This is a genomic window from Niveibacterium sp. (genome assembly GCF_041909475.1).
Taxonomy (GTDB): Bacteria; Pseudomonadota; Gammaproteobacteria; order Burkholderiales; family Rhodocyclaceae; genus Niveibacterium.
Genome location: NZ_JAYRDJ010000019.1, coordinates 45,196 through 60,823 on the forward strand (window position 1 = coordinate 45,196; position 15,628 = coordinate 60,823).

Genomic DNA, 15,628 nt, shown 5'->3' on the forward strand with positions numbered 1-15,628 from the left:
TGCCCGCAGCATCGAAGATCGAATCCCGATGCGGGCAGCGCGCTGGCGCAGCCCCACCGCACGCTCAGCGGGCACGCGGATCGCCGAGCGTTGCGTAACGCCCTTCAATTGCCCGCACACCACGCGCCATCGTTCAATCGTTCGGCGACGAGCTTTCCGTCGCGGATCGCGAAGCGCCCGACCGCGATGTGGGTTCTGAGCGCGGGGTCGATCGCCTTCAGCAGCGTCTGCTGCATGGCAAACTTGTCGGACCGCTGTTCCTGAAGGGTGCGCCGGAGGTATTCCGCGACACGGATCAAGTACGGGTCCTGCAACGCGTTCAGGTGTGCCGCGCAGGCTTCGGCGATCGCCTCATGCGCCGGCAGCACGAGTCGCAGGAAAACCCAATGGAGGCACAGCGCAAACCCGTTGTGTTGCGAGTTGTCGACGAGCGTCGCGTAGTCGCGTGCCCACAGCGGGGCCGCTTCCGGGTGAGCAGCGATTTCCTCCGGCACCACGAACAGGTGCTCCAGCGCGTTCTCAAGCAAGTAGATCGACTGGATTTCCGCGCCGCTCGCTGAGGCGACCGGGAAGAACTTCGGCACCGATTCGAGGACGTTCCGCTTCAGGTGAATCAGTTCATGGGAAATGATCCGCGGGCTCAGGGCTGACAGCGAAACACGGATCGTGATCGACTGCTGACGGTGCTCGATGTCGAGCACTGCAGACGCCGACGCAAACGAGGGATTGCGGCGCGCAAAGGATTCGTCGATTTCCTGCACACGCACTGCGATGCCGGTCTGGCTGCGGATCTGCTGCGGCACGTCGCGCAGCGCGGGCGGAATCGCGTCAAGAAACGCGGCGGGAAAGAAGTCCTGCATTAACGGGGCGGGCAAACCGGCGGAGGAATTAGGCGGAGTCGCGCGCGCCAAGTTTGCCGGGCGAGTCTAGCATCGCCGGTCTGCCCGCTCGATGCGCCCTCCGGCGGCCAGAGCGGCCAACGCGCCGATGAGCCCGCGCAATACAGCGTCGCAGGCGACTCGGCCCCGCGCCGTCGCTTGCCGCTGCAGTGGCGTCAGTACCCCTGCCGCCGCGGCCCCTGCTCGACATCAATCACCGCATGCAGCCGGTAGTGCTCACCCGGATGCCACAGCGTGGCGACCGACGCGACGCCGGCCGCGCCCCGCGTTACCCGGTGCATCACCAGACAGGGCGAACGGGCATCGATCCCCAGCATGGCTGCGATATCGCGCGGCGGCAGCCTCGCCTCGACCGTGAAGCGCGCGCTCGCAAGCGGCGCAACGCGGGTCAGGTAGGCGTTGGGGGTTTCGGTGCTGAAGTCCAGTTGCAGGTAGTCCGGCGCCAAGGCGGCGTTGACCCAGCGGTCTTCGACCTGGATCGGGCGGCCGTCCTCGCGGTGCACCAGCACCGAATGGAACAAGGGCGCGCCGACTGGCAGCTCGAAGGCCTCGGCCAGCGCGGCGTCGACCTGCCCGCGCGCGAGGCTGAAGAGCTCTGCGGTGTGCGCGTGGCCGCGCGCGGCGATGTCCTCTGCGATGTTGCGGATCTCCAGCAGCGGAGCCTCGACCCGCGGCGGCGCGACGAAGGTGCCGGCGCCGCGCGTGCGGGTCAGCACGCCGGCCTCGGTCAACTCGCGCAGCGCGCGGTTCACGGTCATCCGCGCGACGCCGAAATCGCGCGCCAGGCCTTCCTCCGGCGGGATCGCCTCGCCGACCTGCCATTCGCCGGCACGGATGCGGGCGAGCAGCTCGTCCTTGATCTGCTGGTAGCGGGGGGCGCTGCGTTCGGTGCTCATGGCTCGCTTCTCGGTTCGGGGCGCCGGGCCGTCACCCAGTCGCTTGACAGGCGTCCGCCGAGATCCGTGTTCATTCGTGTGATCCGCGGCGAAGCGCTTGCCCTCCCATTTAATTGTATAGACAACTCTTGCGCAAAGCATCTTCCTGCGCTAAAAATGTATAGACAACTTTTGCAGTCGCGGAGTACGCCATGCCCATCGCCCAACCCGAACAGGATCCCCGTCTGGCCCCCGGCCGCGTCGTCCGCGCACCGCGCGGCACCGAACGCAGCTGTCGCTGCTGGCTTACCGAGGCGGCGTTCCGGATGATCCAGAACAACCTCGACCCGGAGGTCGCCGAGAACCCGGAGGCGCTGGTGGTGTACGGGGGCATCGGCCGCGCCGCACGCGACTGGACCTGCTTCGACACGATCCTCAAATCGCTGCAGACGCTCGCCGACGACGAGACGCTGCTGGTGCAGTCCGGCAAGCCGGTGGGCGTGTTTCGCACCCACGCCGATGCGCCGCGCGTGCTGCTGGCCAACTCAAACCTGGTGCCCAAATGGGCGAACTGGGAGCACTTCCACGAGCTCGACCGCAAGGGCCTGATGATGTACGGCCAGATGACGGCCGGCAGCTGGATCTACATCGGCACCCAGGGCATCGTGCAAGGCACCTACGAGACCTTCGCCGAAGCCGGGCGACAGCACTACGGAACGGACGGAAACGCCACCCCCTGGCGCGGCCGCTGGATCCTCTCCGCCGGGCTCGGCGGCATGGGCGGCGCGCAACCGCTGGCGGCAAGCTTCGCCGGCGCGACGTCGCTGATGATCGAATGCCAGCAGTCGCGCATCGACTTCCGCCTGCGCACCCGCTACCTCGACGTGCAGGCGCGCGACCTCGACCATGCGCTGGAGCTGATCAAGCACCACACCGCGCACGGCGAGGCGGTGTCCATCGGCCTGCTTGGCAACGCCGCCGAAGTGCTGCCGGAACTCGTGCACCGCGGGGTGAAACCTGACCTCGTGACCGACCAGACCTCGGCGCACGACCTGATCAACGGCTACCTGCCGATCGGCTGGAGCCTCGAACAATGGCTCGCCGCGCAGCGCGACCCCGGCATGCACGCAGCGCTGCGCCGCGCCGCCTCGAAGAGCTGCGCCGTGCATGTGCAGGCGATGCTGGACTTCCAGGCGATGGGCGTGCCAGTCGTCGACTACGGCAACAACATCCGCCAGGTCGCGAAGGACGAAGGCGTGGCGAATGCCTTCGACTTCCCCGGTTTCGTGCCAGCCTACATCCGCCCGCTGTTCTGCGAGGGCAAGGGGCCGTTCCGCTGGGTGGCGCTGTCGGGCGACCCGGAAGACATCCGCAAGACCGACGCCAAGATCAAGGAGCTGTTCCCCGACAACCACCATGTGCATCGCTGGCTCGACATGGCCGGCGAGCGCATCGCCTTCCAGGGCCTGCCCGCGCGCATCTGCTGGCTGGGTCTGGGTGAACGCCACCTGGCCGGGCTCGCCTTCAACGAGATGGTCGCCCGCGGTGAGCTGAAGGCCCCGATCGTGATCGGCCGCGACCACCTCGACACCGGCTCGGTCGCCAGCCCGAACCGCGAGACAGAAGCGATGCGCGACGGCAGCGACGCCGTCTCCGACTGGCCGCTGCTCAACGCGCTGCTCAACACCGCCGGCGGCGCGACCTGGGTGTCGCTGCACCACGGCGGCGGCGTCGGCATGGGCTACTCGCAGCACTCGGGCGTGGTGATCGTCGCCGACGGCACTGAAGCCGCCGCGCGCCGCCTCGAACGCGTGCTGTGGAACGACCCCGCCAGCGGCGTGATGCGCCATGCCGACGCCGGCTACGACATCGCCCGCGACTGCGCCCGCGAGCGCGGCCTGAACCTGCCGATGCTGGGCTGACCTGCATCCCTCACTGGATTCCGACATGACCAAGACCATCACCCTCGTCCCCGGCCAGATCACGATGCCGCAGCTGCGCGCGGTGTGGGACGGCAGCGCCCGCCTCGCGCTGGACCCCGCCGCCTGGGGCCCGGTGCGCGCCTCGGCCGCCGCGGTGCGCACCATCGTGGAGGCCGGAAAGCCCGCCTACGGCATCAACACCGGCTTCGGCAAGCTCGCCAACACGCACATCGCGGAAGACCAGCTCGAAGCGCTGCAGACCAACCTGATCCGCTCGCATTCGGTGGGCGTCGGCCCGCTGATGGACGACGGCGTCGTGCGCCTGATCCTCGCGATGAAGATCGCGAGCCTCGCGCGCGGCTTCTCGGGCATCCGCCCGCTGGTGCTGGAGACGATGATCGAGGCCTACAACGCCGGCATCCTGCCCTGCATCCCGAGCAAGGGTTCGGTCGGCGCCTCGGGCGACCTCGCGCCGCTGTCGCACATGACACTGGCGCTGATGGGCGAAGGCCGCGTGCGGGTCGATGGCGTCGAACGCAATGCGGCCGACGCGTTGGGCGAAGCCGGCATCACGCCGATCCAGCTCGCTGCGAAGGAAGGCCTCGCGCTGATCAATGGCACCCAAGCCTCGACCGCGTTGACGTTGCAAGGCCTGTTCCTCGCCGAGCGTGTGTTCGCCGCGGCGATTGCAGCCGGCGCGATGTCGGTGGACGCCGCGCGCGGCTCCGACGCGCCCTTCGACGCCCGCATCCACGAAGTGCGCGGCCAGCCGGGGCAGATCGCCGTTGCCGCGCGCTACCGCGAACTGCTCGCCGGCTCCGAGATCCGCCAGTCGCATCTGACCAACGACGACCGCGTGCAGGACCCCTACTCGCTGCGCTGCCAGCCGCAGGTGATGGGCGCATGTCTGGACCTGCTGCGCGGCGCGGTCACCACGCTGACGATCGAAGCCAATGCGGTCTCCGACAACCCGCTGATCTTCGAGCACGAAGGCCACTGGTCGGTGCTCTCGGGCGGCAACTTCCATGCGGAGCCGGTGGCCTTTGCGGCAGACACGCTCGCGCTCGCAATCGCCGAGATCGGCGCACTGTCCGAGCGTCGCATCGCGCTGCTGATCGACGCCTCGCTATCGGGCCTGCCGGCCTTCCTGATCCCGAACCCCGGCCTGCACTCGGGCTTCATGATCGCGCACGTCACCGCCGCGGCACTGGCGTCGGAGAACAAGTCGCTCGCCCACCCGGCCAGCGTCGACAGCCTGCCCACCTCGGCGAACCAGGAGGACCACGTCTCGATGGCCACCTTCGCCGGCCGGCGCCTGACCGACATGGCGAAGAACACCGCGCACATCGTCGGCATCGAGTTGCTCGCCGCCGCGCAGGGCATCGACTTCCATCGCGCGATGAAGACCTCGGTGCCGCTGGAAAAGGTGCATGCGCAACTGCGCGCCGAGGTGCCCTTCCATTCGGACGACCGCTACCTCGCACCCGATCTGGAAGCCGCGCAGCGCATGGTGCTCTCCGGCATCTTCGACCACGCGGCGCACGATCTCATGCCATCCATCGAGGGCTGAACCATGAGCACCGAGGGCGTACGGCATACCGGCTTCGACGCGACCATCTGGCAGGGTCGCGAAGACTCGCATGAAGCGCACTTCAGCCAGCGCTGGCATGAGGCGGTGCAGCCGCTGGGCGATGCCACGCAGCGCCACGGTGTCGCGCTGCTCGGTTTCGCCTGCGACGCCGGCGTGCGCCGCAACCTCGGCCGCCCCGGCGCCGCCGCCGGCCCCACCGCCCTGCGTCGCGCGCTGGCCAACGTCGCGCTGGCCGAGGCCTCGGTGCTCTATGACGCCGGCGACGTGCATTGCGACGGCGACGCACTGGAAGCCGCGCAGGCCCACTACGCCGGCGAGATCGCGAAACTGATCGAGCGCGGCCACCTGCCGATCGGGCTGGGCGGCGGGCACGAGATCGCCTTCGGCAGCTTCATGGGGCTGGCCACCGCGCTGAAGAAGCGCAGCAGCGAAACACCGCGCATCGGCATCCTGAACTTCGACGCGCATTTCGACCTGCGCGCGGCGGACCGCGCGAGTTCCGGCACCCCCTTCCGGCAGATCGCCGAGTATTCGCACACGCAGGGCTGGCCCTTCCACTACTCAGTGTTCGGCATCTCGCGCTTCGCGAACACGGCGGCGCTGTTCGAGCGCGCGAAGCAAGTGGGCGTGCGCTGGATGCTGGATGAAGAACTGGGCGCTGCGAAGCTGCACGCCGCGCTCGCTGCGCTGCACGCATTCCTCGCGCAAGTCGACCACCTGTACCTGACGATCTGCCTCGACGTGCTGCCGCCCGGCCTCGCCCCCGGCGTCTCGGCGCCCTCGGCGCACGGCGTCGCCATGGAAGTCATCGAACCCCTGATCGACGCGGCGGTCGCCAGCGGCAAGCTGCGCCTCGCCGACATCGCCGAACTGAACCCCGCGCAGGACATCGACGCCCACACGGCGCGGGTCGCGGCCCGGCTGGTTGCCCGCATCGCCGCGGGGGCGCATCCGTGAACGACGCGCCGGTCCGGGACGGACTGCTGCGCAACGTCCATCTCGCGAGCTTCGTCGGTGAGGGCTACGGCACTGTCCGCAACGCCGCACTTGCGTGGCGCGACGGCACCATCGCCTGGCTCGGGCCGGAAGCTGAGCTGCCCGCCGAGTTCAGCGCGCTGCCGACCCACGACGGCGCCGGCGGCTGGCTCACGCCGGGGCTGATCGATTGCCACACTCACCTCGTCTACGCCGGCAACCGCGCCAACGAATTCGAAGCCCGGCTCAACGGCGCGAGCTACGAAGACATCGCCCGCGCCGGTGGCGGCATCCTCTCCACGGTGCGTGCGACACGTGCGGCCGACGAAGACGCGCTGCTCGCCGCCAGCCTGCCGCGCGTCGACGCACTGCTCGCTGAGGGCGTCACCACGCTGGAGATCAAATCCGGCTACGGGCTGGACCAGCCCAGCGAACGCAAGATGCTGCGCGTCGCGCGCCGCATCGGGGAACTGCGCGGCATCACCGTGCGCACCACATTCCTCGGCGCCCACGCGCTGCCAACGGAGTTCGCCGGCGAGGCCGATGCGTACATCGACCACCTCTGCACCGCGATGCTGCCCGCGCTCGCCAGCGAAGGCCTGGTCGACGCGGTGGATGCCTTCTGCGAGCGCATCGCCTTCACGCCCGAACAGACCACCCGCGTGTTCGACGCCGCTGCGAAGCTCGGCCTGCCGGTGAAACTGCACGCGGAACAACTCTCCGACCAGGGCGGCGCCGCGCTGGTCGCACGCTACCGCGGGCTCTCCGCGGATCATCTCGAATGGTTGTCGGACGACGGGATCGCCGCGATGAAAGCGGCCGGCACCATCGCCGTACTGCTGCCCGGCGCCTTTTACTGCCTGCGCGAAACCAGGCTGCCGCCGATCGCCGCGCTGCGCGAGGCTGGCGTGCCGATGGCCGTCGCCACCGACGCCAACCCCGGCACCTCGCCTCTGACCTCACTGCTGCTCGCGGCGAACATGGCCTGCACGCTGTTCCGCCTCACGCCGCAGGAAGCCCTCGCCGGCATCACACGCGAAGCGGCACGTGCACTGGGGCTGGTCGATCGCGGCACGCTCGCCGTCGGCAAGCGCGCGGATCTGGCCTTGTGGCGGATCAGCGAGCCAGCCGAGCTGGCTTACGCGCTCGGCGCGCGGCCCTTGGCTGCGACCTGGGTGGGCGGCATCAAACGCTAGCGCGCCTGGCAGCGCGATGCCCTGGTGGGCCTCGTAACGCGAAGCGCTAGCGCGCCTCGCAGCGCGAGCCCCTAGTGGGCCTCGTCCCAGTTGGCGCCGGCGCCGACTTCGACCACCAGCGGCACTTTCAAGGCCGCCGCGCCGCTCATCAGTTCCGCGAGCGTTGGCTTCACGACATCGAGCTCGCCCTGCGGCACTTCGAGCACCAGTTCGTCGTGCACCTGCAGCAGCAGTTTCGATTGCAGCGTACTGCCCTGCAGCCAGTCATACACCCGACGCATCGCGATCTTGACGATGTCCGCGGCGGTGCCTTGCATCGGTGCGTTGATCGCGGCGCGTTCTGCACCCTGGCGACGGCCGACCTGCGCGGCGCGGATCTCGGGCAGCATCAGGCGGCGGCCGAATACCGTTTCGACGTAACCGTGATCGCGCGCGAAGTGGCGCGTCTCTTCCATGTAGCGGGCGACGCCGGGGTAGCGCGCGAAGTAGCGGTCGATATAGGCCTGTGCGGCGCTGCGTTCGAGGTCAAGCGCCTTCGCCAGCCCGTGTGCGCTCATGCCGTAGATGAGGCCGAAGTTGATCGCCTTGGCGTAGCGGCGCTGTTCGCTGGTGACCTCCGACGGCACGAGGCCGAACACCTCTGCGGCGGTGGCGCGGTGCACATCCAGCCCTTGCGCGAAGGCTTCGAGCAAGCCCGCATCGTCGGACAGGTGCGCCATGATGCGCAGCTCGATCTGCGAGTAGTCCGCCGACACGATGACGTTGCCCGGCGCGGCGATGAAGGCCGCGCGGATGCGACGCCCTTCTTCGGTGCGCACCGGGATGTTCTGCAGGTTCGGTTCGGAACTCGACAGCCGGCCGGTGACGGCACCGGCCTGCGAGAAGCTGGTATGCACCCGCCCGGTGTTCGGGTTCACCGAGCGCGGCAGTTTGTCGGTGTAGGTGCTCTTCAGCTTCGCCATGCTGCGGTATTCGAGCAGCAGTTTGGGCAGCGGATAGTCGAGCGCCAGCTGTTGCAGCACTTCTTCATCGGTCGAGGGCTGGCCGCCGGGGGTCTTCTTGATCACCGGCAGCTTCTCGCGCTCGAACAGGATTTCCTGGATCTGTTTGGGGCTGTTGAGGTTGAAGGGCTGCTTGGCGAGCGCGTGGGCTTCGGCCTCCAGCTCCAGCATGCGGCGGCCGAGCGTGTCGGACTGACGCAGCAGCAGGTCGCGGTCGATCAGCACGCCGTTGCGCTCCATCGCCCACAGCACTTCCATCGCCGGCATCTCGACCTCGCGGTAAAGCTTGGCCAGCGCGGCGTCGCTGGTCACGCGCGGCAGCAACACGTTGTGCACCCGCAACGTGGCGTCGGCGTCTTCGGCGGCGTATTCGGTCGCCCGCGCGATCGCAACTTCATGGAAGCCGATCTGGTTGGCACCCTTGCCGCACACATCGGTGTAGCTCAGCGTATCGAGCATGCCGGCGTGGCGCTTGGCGAGCTGGTCGAGGTCGTGGCCCTTGTCGCTCTCGACGACGAAGGATTCGAGCAGCGTATCGTGCTCGACGCCCCGCAAGCGGATGCCGTGGTTGGCCAGCACATGCATGTCGTACTTCAGGTTCTGGCCTACTTTGCGGTGGGCATCGGATTCGAACCAGCCGCGCAGCTTGTTGAGCACCTCGGCGAGCGGCAGCTGCGCGGGCGCATCGGGGTAGTGGTGCGTCAGTGGCAGGTAGGCGGCCTCACCCTCCTGCACGCTGAAGCTCATGCCGACGAGGCGCGCGAGCATCGGGTCGAGGCTGTCGGTTTCGGTGTCGAAGGCCGTCAGCGGTGCTGCGCTGATCTTCGCCAGCCAGGCGTCGAAGGTCTGCCAGTCGAGGATCGTGACGTAGGCGGCGCGATGCGCACCGGCATCATCCAGCAGCGAAGCCTGCGCCGGCATGGCGGCAACCTCAGGCTTTGCGGCAGGCGCGGACGACTCCTCGGCAGCGGCGTCGCCACCACCCAGCGCGGCGCGCGCCTCCTTGAGCCAGGTGCGGAATTGCAGGCGCTCGAACCATTCGGCCAGCGTCTCGTTCTGGCTGATGCCAAACGCCAGCTGATCGAGCGTCACCGGCAGTTCGCAATCGGTTTCGATCGTGACGAGCTTGCGACCAAGCGGCAGGAAGTCCAGGTGCTTGCGCAAGTTATCGCCGACCACGCCGCCGATCGCCCAGTCCTCCTTCTTGCCCTTGGCAACCTTCTGCTGCGCGGCAGCGACCACGCCATCGAGCGAGTCGAATTCAGACAGCCACTTCACCGCGGTCTTGGGCCCGCACTTCTCGACGCCCGGCACGTTGTCCACCGCATCGCCGACCAGCGCAAGGTAGTCGATGATGCGCGTCGGCGGCACGCCGAACTTGGCGAGTACGCCGGCTTCGTCAAGCACCTCGTTGCTCATCGTGTTCACCAGCTTCACGCGCGGCGTGACGAGCTGGGCCATGTCCTTGTCGCCGGTCGAGATCACCACGTCATAGCCGGCCGCTTCCCCGCGCCGGGCCAGCGTGCCGATCACATCATCGGCCTCGATGCCTTCGACCATCACGATCGGCCAGCCCATCGCCTGCACGCAGGCGTGGATCGGTTCGATCTGCAAGCGCAAGTCGTCCGGCATCGGCGGGCGATGTGCCTTGTAGTCGGGGAACAGGTCTTCGCGGAAGGTCTTGCCCTTGGCATCAAAGACACAGGCAAGCCGGTCTGCCTTGTAGTCACCCAGTAGCCGGCGTAGCATGTTCAGCACCCCGAACACCGCGCCAGTAGGCTCTCCGCGAGCATTTCGCATGTCAGGCATGGCATGGAATGCGCGGTACAGATAAGAGGATCCGTCGACCAGCAGAAGCGTCGGCATGGGTATTCAACCGGTGAGCGCGGCAGGTGTCGTGCCGGTACCGGCACCACATCGATCCTGCGACGAAAGACAAGAATGAGCGCGAAAGAGAAACTCCCGCCCGTAACCACCGCAACGCCCGGCACGCACAACCAGATGGCGCGCGAGGCATGGCGGATCTTTGGAATTATGGCAGAGTTCGTCGAGGCGACTGAGCGTCTCGCGCCGATCCGCCCGGCTGTCAGCATCTTCGGCAGCGCCCGCACGAAGCCCGACGATCCGTACTACGAGAAAGCCGAGAAGATCGCGCGCCTGCTGTCGGATTCCGGCTTCTCGGTGATCTCCGGCGGCGGCCCCGGCATCATGGAGGCGGCCAACAAGGGCGCCTACTTCGGCAGCTCGCCCTCGGTCGGCCTCAACATCCAGTTGCCGATGGAGCAGCACGGCAACCCGTATCAGGACATCTCGCAGACCTTCCACCACTTCTTCGCGCGCAAGTACATGTTCGTGAAGTGCGCCAGCGCGTACGTGGTGATGCCCGGCGGCTTCGGCACGCTGGACGAACTGATGGAGGCGCTGACGCTGATCCAGACCGGCAAGAGCCGGCCGATCCCGGTGATCCTGGTGCATTCGCCGTTCTGGAAGGGGCTGATCGACTGGTTCCGCGAGCGCTTGGTGGCCGAGAAGATGGTCAACCCGGAAGACCTCGATCTGATCCAGGTGCTGGACTCGCCGGAAGATGTGGTCGAGGCGATCTTCAAACACTACGAGCATCGTGGATTCGAGCCGCTGCCGGGCGAGCACGAGCTGATGCTCAACCTGTAGGAGGCACACCATGCCCCACACACTCCGCAATCTATTCGCGATCGCCCTGCTTGCCGCGGCGCCGGTGATGGCGCAGGACAAGCCGCCCAAACTCGAACCGATCCCCGAACCGCCACCGCCGCCGGCCGGCGTCGTCGACACCGACGAAGCGCCGGAAGTCACCGTATCGACGCGCGGTGAGGACAAGATCGAGGAGTACCGCATCAAGGGTCGGCTCTACATGATCAAGGTGACGCCCAAGGTCGGGAAACCCTACTACCTGGTCGACCACAAAGGCGACGGCGTGTTTTCGCGCGCGGATGACAACGAACGCAGCCTGTCGGTGCCGATGTGGCTGATCAAGTCCTGGTAAGCCGCTGGCGCGGCACTGTGCTGCCAGCAAACTGAAACGATGTCCGTCTTCACCACCGTCACTCCGGAACAGATGCACGACTGGCTCGCCGGCTACGCCGTCGGCCGGCTGGTCGAGCTGCGCGGCATCGAAGCCGGCGTGCAGAACAGCAATTTCTTCGTCACGACCACGCTCGGCCGCTATGTGCTGACGCTGTTCGAAAGCGTGCCGCGCGCCGAGCTGCCGTACTACCTGCACCTGATGGCGCATCTTTCCCGCCACGGCCTGCCGGTGCCGGCGCCAATCGCCAACCGTGACAATGACTACCTCGGCCCCCTCGCTGGCCGCCCGGCCGTGATGGTGATGCGGCTCGCCGGCCGCTCCGAAATGGCGCCCACCGTGGCGCAGTGCGAACGCCTCGGGGCGATGCTCGCCGGGCTGCATCTGGCCGGCATGTCCTACGGCCGCAGGCAGGACAACTCGCGCGGCCCGGCCTGGCGAGAACGCGCCGCGGCGGCGGTGCTGCCGCAGCTTGCACCGGGCGACCGCGCACTGCTGGAAGCCGAGCTGATCGTGCAGCGCGGGCTGGACGACCTCGATCTGCCGACCGGCACGATCCACGCCGACCTGTTCCGCGACAATGTGCTGTGGGATGGTGAGCACGTCGGCGGCGTGATCGACTTCTACTTCGCCTGCACCGACGCGCTGCTGTTCGATGTAGCCGTCACGCTCAACGACTGGTGCGGTCGTGCCGACGCCACGCTGGACCCGGCGCGCGCCAGCGCCTTCCTGCGTGCCTACCACGCCGACCGGCCGTTCACGCGCGCCGAACGCGAAGCCTGGCCGGCGATGCTACGCCGCGCGGCCTTGCGCTTCTGGCTCTCGCGGCTGGAAGACTTCCACCGCCCGCGCGAAGGCGAAATGGTGCTGGTGAAAAACCCGGACGAATTCCGCGAGATCCTGCGTACGCGCATCGCACAGCCCGGTGTGGTCCCCCTGCCGTGAGACATCCGCGCCGGCCGCCAGCGCGGAAAACGCTGCGCATTTGGTAGCATCCGCATCCCGCCGCCCCGATCGCACGACCCGCCTGCCATGCATGCTCATAACCTCCCCACCCCGGCCGAAGTCCCGGCCAGCCGCGCGCTGAGCTGGTTTCGCGAAGGCTGGCGCCTGTTTCTGGCGCACCCCGCCGTGTGGGCCATGATGGGTGCCGCGACCTTTCTGGTACTCGCGATCGCCGTATGGCTGCCACTGATCGGCCGCGTGCTGGCGATGGTCGTACTACAGGTACTGGCCGGCGGCATGGTCGCCGCCGCCCACCATTCGCGTGAAACCGGCGCGCTGAAGATCAACGAACTATGGGACGGCCTGCGCCAGCACGCCGCCAACCTGGCGATGATCGGCGTGCTGCAAGGCATCGCGCTGACTGCAGCGGGCATCCTCACTTTTGTCACCAGCCTTGTCCTTGGCTTGCTGCTCGATATCACCGGCCTCGCGGGTTTTGACTGGATCACGCTCGCGCTGAGCTGGGTGGCGGATATCTTCGTGTCCTTCGTCGTCGTGATGGGCATGTTGCTGGCGCTGTGGTTCGCGCCGGCACTGGTGATGCTCAACCGCGCATCCCCCTTCGATGCGATGCGCCTGTCCTTCCGCGCCGCGCTGCGCAACACCGGCGCCAGTGCGCTGGTCGGCGGCGTGCTCGTGCTGGGTGTGCCGCTGGCGATCACGCTGACTTTCGGCTTCGGCATCGTCGTCGTGATCCCGCTGGTCGCCACCACGATCTACGCATCGTGGCGTGACGTGTTCGCCAACACCGGCGCCGGGGCCTGAGATGCAGGCGCACAAACTGCCCGCCTCGCGCGGCTGGGCCTGGGTCAAGGCCGGTTTCGCGCTGTACCGGCGCAATCCGTTTGCACTCGCAGCCAACGTGATGCTGATGTGGCTGGTGCTGATGTTCGCCGGCATGATGCTGGTGCCGCTGCTGGTCACGGTGTTGCCCGAATCGGTAGCGCCCTGGATCGCGCAGGCACCGCTCGCACTCTTGCTACCCGCCCTGTCGGTCGGTGTGTTCAACGTCTGCCGGACAATCGAACAGGGCGACACGGTGCTGCCGTTCTCGCTCTTCTCGGGCTTCCAGCGCAATCTGCGCGAGCTGGTCGTGCTGGGTCTGATCTACTACGTCGGCAGCCTGCTGGCGCTCGCGCTGACCACGGCCTGGGACGGCGGCCTGCTGATCGACGTGATGCAGGGCCGGCGCAAGCTCGACGACCCGGCCCTCGACGCCGACGCCTTGATGCGCTCCGCGCTGATGCTGATGGGCCTGACGATGCCGGTGATGATGGCCAACTGGTTCGCGCCTCTGCTGACCGCCTGGCGCGAGGTGCCGCCGGTGAAAGCCGCGTTCTTCAGCTTCATCGCTTTCTGGCGCAACTTCGCGGCCTTTCTGGTATTCGGGCTCGCCGTCGCATTGGTGCTGTGGCTGATCCCGGGCGTGATCGGCGCGGTGATCGCGATGGCCTCGCCTACGCTCGGCGCGTCGATCGCGATGATGTTGCCGATGCTGCTGATCCCCGGCCTTTACGGGGCCTTCTACGCCAACGCGCTGGACGTCTTCCCGGGCCTGCAGGATGGTCCGCTCGCCTGAGCTCGCGCCGCTCGGCATCCTCGGCGGCACCTTCGACCCGATCCACTTCGGCCACCTGAGGCTTGCCGAAGAGGCTCGCCAGCAGCTGGGGCTCGCCCGCGTACGCCTGATTCCGGCTGGCCGCCCCGCCCACCGCGGCGCGCCCGGCGCGCGAGCGGAACAACGCCTGGCGATGACGCAGCTGGCCGCCGCCGGCAACGCTACGCTGGAAGTCGATGCCGCGGAGGTCCTCAGCAACGCACCGAGCTACACCGTGCCGACACTGGAACGCCTGCGCCGCGAACTGGGCGCACAGCAACCGCTTGTGTTGCTGCTGGGGGCTGACGCCTTCGCCGGCCTGCCGACCTGGCATCGCTGGCGCAGCCTGTTCGAGCTTGCCCACATTGCCGTCGCAACCCGGCCCGGCCATTCGCTCGCCCCCCACGCGCTGTCGCCCGAGCTGGCGGCCGTGTGCGACGAACGAAGCACCGATGCAAGCGCGCTGGCGACGTCGCCAGCCGGCTGCATCCTGCGTTTCCCGATCACCCCGCTCGACATTTCAGCCACCGCCATCCGCAGCGCCTGCGCGCGCCTAGAGAGCCCGCGCTACCTGTTGCCGGATGGGGTTGTCGACTATATTGCCCAGCACCGCCTCTATCGCGAGGCGCCCTGCGAACCGGAGGAAGAACCGTCCTGATGAATATCGCCAAGCTTGAAAAAGTGGTCGTCGACGCCCTTGAAGACATCAAGGCCAAAGATATCGACGTCATCAATACCACCCGCCTCACCTCGCTGTTTGACCGCATCGTGATCGCGAGTGGCGATTCCAACCGCCAGACCAAGGCGCTCGCCCGGCATGTGCAGGACAAGGTCCGCGAAGCCGGTGGCGAAGTGATCAGCGTCGAAGGCGAACAGACCGGCGAATGGGTGCTGGTCGACCTCGGCGACATCGTCGTGCACGTGATGCAGCCTGCCGTACGCAGCTACTACAACCTGGAAGAGATCTGGTCGCATACGCCGGTTCGCCGCCGCCCGCATGCGGCCGAGGCGCACGGCGAAGCGCTCTGATGCGGCTCGCGATCCTCGCCGTCGGCACCCGCATGCCGGGCTGGGTCGATGAGGCCTTCGGCGACTTCGCCAAGCGCATGCCGCGTGAATGCACGCTCGATCTGGTCGAGGTCAAGGCCGAACCGCGCAGCGGTGGCAAGACCGCCGAGCAGATGATGGCCGCCGAAGCCGAGCGCATCCGCGCCGCACTGCCGCCGCGCGCACGGCTGGTGATCCTCGACGAGCGCGGCGAAGACCTGAGCACCAAGTCACTCGCGCAACGGCTGGAGCGCTGGCTGGGTGCGGGTGACGATGTTGCGCTGGTGATCGGCGGGCCGGACGGGCTCGACCCGACACTCAAACAGGCGGCACACGAGAAGATCCGCCTTTCGTCGCTGACCCTGCCGCACGCGATGGTGCGTGTGCTGCTGGCCGAGGCGCTGTACCGCGCCTGGAGCGTGACGAAGAACCACCCTTACCACCGCGAGTGAGCGGCAG

The 15,628-nt window shown here is 67.8% G+C and carries 15 protein-coding genes; 12 read left to right on the forward strand and 3 right to left on the reverse strand.

Annotated features, from left to right (window positions below; genetic code table 11):
• Nucleotides 1-104 precede the first annotated feature (104 nt).
• Together ACE3P0_RS13425 and hutC are read right to left on the reverse strand one after the other, a co-directional pair.
• A complete protein-coding gene (locus ACE3P0_RS13425; protein WP_374403173.1) occupies nucleotides 105-860 on the reverse strand; it encodes a hypothetical protein in 756 nt (251 codons plus the stop codon).
• A 194-nt stretch (nucleotides 861-1,054) separates the two neighbouring features.
• Nucleotides 1,055-1,795: a histidine utilization repressor gene (gene hutC, locus ACE3P0_RS13430; RefSeq protein WP_374403174.1), complete on the reverse strand. Its 741-nt coding sequence runs from the start codon at nucleotides 1,793-1,795 to the stop codon at nucleotides 1,055-1,057.
• A 191-nt stretch (nucleotides 1,796-1,986) separates the two neighbouring features.
• On the opposite strand from hutC, the gene hutU reads away from it, so the two are divergent.
• Genes hutU through hutI form a run of 4 tightly spaced genes read left to right on the forward strand, consistent with a single transcriptional unit; the run spans nucleotide 1,987 to nucleotide 7,458 of the window.
• A complete protein-coding gene (gene hutU, locus ACE3P0_RS13435) occupies nucleotides 1,987-3,696 on the forward strand; it encodes a urocanate hydratase (protein WP_374403175.1) in 1,710 nt (569 codons plus the stop codon).
• Nucleotides 3,697-3,721: 25 nt separating this feature from the next.
• Nucleotides 3,722-5,266: a histidine ammonia-lyase gene (gene hutH, locus ACE3P0_RS13440; RefSeq protein WP_374403177.1), complete on the forward strand. Its 1,545-nt coding sequence runs from the start codon at nucleotides 3,722-3,724 to the stop codon at nucleotides 5,264-5,266.
• A gap of 3 nt (nucleotides 5,267-5,269) precedes the next feature.
• Nucleotides 5,270-6,244, forward strand: coding sequence for a formimidoylglutamase (hutG, locus tag ACE3P0_RS13445; protein WP_374403178.1), 975 nt, complete (start codon nucleotides 5,270-5,272; stop codon nucleotides 6,242-6,244).
• Nucleotides 6,241-7,458 (forward strand): imidazolonepropionase, encoded by a 1,218-nt coding sequence (gene hutI, locus ACE3P0_RS13450; protein WP_374403179.1) that lies wholly within the window; start codon nucleotides 6,241-6,243, stop codon nucleotides 7,456-7,458. Before hutG ends, hutI begins: the two co-directional genes overlap by 4 nt.
• 71 nt (nucleotides 7,459-7,529) lie before the next feature.
• On the opposite strand, the gene polA is transcribed toward hutI, so the two are convergent.
• Complete coding sequence (gene polA, locus ACE3P0_RS13455; RefSeq protein ID WP_374403180.1) at nucleotides 7,530-10,325, reverse strand: DNA polymerase I; 2,796 nt, start codon at nucleotides 10,323-10,325, stop codon at nucleotides 7,530-7,532.
• A gap of 75 nt (nucleotides 10,326-10,400) precedes the next feature.
• Here polA and ACE3P0_RS13460 point away from each other — a divergent pair, with 75 nt between their 5' ends.
• From ACE3P0_RS13460 to rlmH, 8 genes are all read left to right on the forward strand, one after another.
• Nucleotides 10,401-11,129 (forward strand): TIGR00730 family Rossman fold protein, encoded by a 729-nt coding sequence (locus ACE3P0_RS13460; protein WP_374403182.1) that lies wholly within the window; start codon nucleotides 10,401-10,403, stop codon nucleotides 11,127-11,129.
• A 10-nt stretch (nucleotides 11,130-11,139) separates the two neighbouring features.
• The gene (locus ACE3P0_RS13465; RefSeq protein WP_374403184.1) at nucleotides 11,140-11,481 is read left to right on the forward strand and encodes a DUF2782 domain-containing protein; all 342 of its coding nucleotides are present in this window, start codon (nucleotides 11,140-11,142) and stop codon (nucleotides 11,479-11,481) included.
• Nucleotides 11,482-11,520: 39 nt separating this feature from the next.
• Nucleotides 11,521-12,465: a homoserine kinase gene (locus ACE3P0_RS13470; RefSeq protein ID WP_374403185.1), complete on the forward strand. Its 945-nt coding sequence runs from the start codon at nucleotides 11,521-11,523 to the stop codon at nucleotides 12,463-12,465.
• 87 nt (nucleotides 12,466-12,552) lie between these two features.
• Nucleotides 12,553-13,290, forward strand: a complete 738-nt coding sequence (locus tag ACE3P0_RS13475; protein ID WP_374403186.1) for a BPSS1780 family membrane protein — start codon at nucleotides 12,553-12,555, stop codon at nucleotides 13,288-13,290.
• Between the two features lies 1 nt (nucleotide 13,291).
• Nucleotides 13,292-14,104 carry a BPSS1780 family membrane protein gene (locus tag ACE3P0_RS13480; RefSeq protein ID WP_374403187.1) on the forward strand — a complete coding sequence of 271 codons (813 nt, stop codon included), beginning with the start codon at nucleotides 13,292-13,294 and terminating at the stop codon, nucleotides 14,102-14,104.
• Nucleotides 14,088-14,780 (forward strand): nicotinate-nucleotide adenylyltransferase, encoded by a 693-nt coding sequence (gene nadD / locus ACE3P0_RS13485; protein WP_374403188.1) that lies wholly within the window; start codon nucleotides 14,088-14,090, stop codon nucleotides 14,778-14,780. The genes ACE3P0_RS13480 and nadD overlap by 17 nt, the downstream gene beginning before the upstream one ends.
• A complete protein-coding gene (rsfS, locus tag ACE3P0_RS13490) occupies nucleotides 14,780-15,151 on the forward strand; it encodes a ribosome silencing factor (protein ID WP_172203237.1) in 372 nt (123 codons plus the stop codon). The genes nadD and rsfS overlap by 1 nt, the downstream gene beginning before the upstream one ends.
• Nucleotides 15,151-15,621: a 23S rRNA (pseudouridine(1915)-N(3))-methyltransferase RlmH gene (rlmH, locus tag ACE3P0_RS13495; protein ID WP_374403189.1), complete on the forward strand. Its 471-nt coding sequence runs from the start codon at nucleotides 15,151-15,153 to the stop codon at nucleotides 15,619-15,621. Before rsfS ends, rlmH begins: the two co-directional genes overlap by 1 nt.
• Nucleotides 15,622-15,628: the final 7 nt, after the last annotated feature.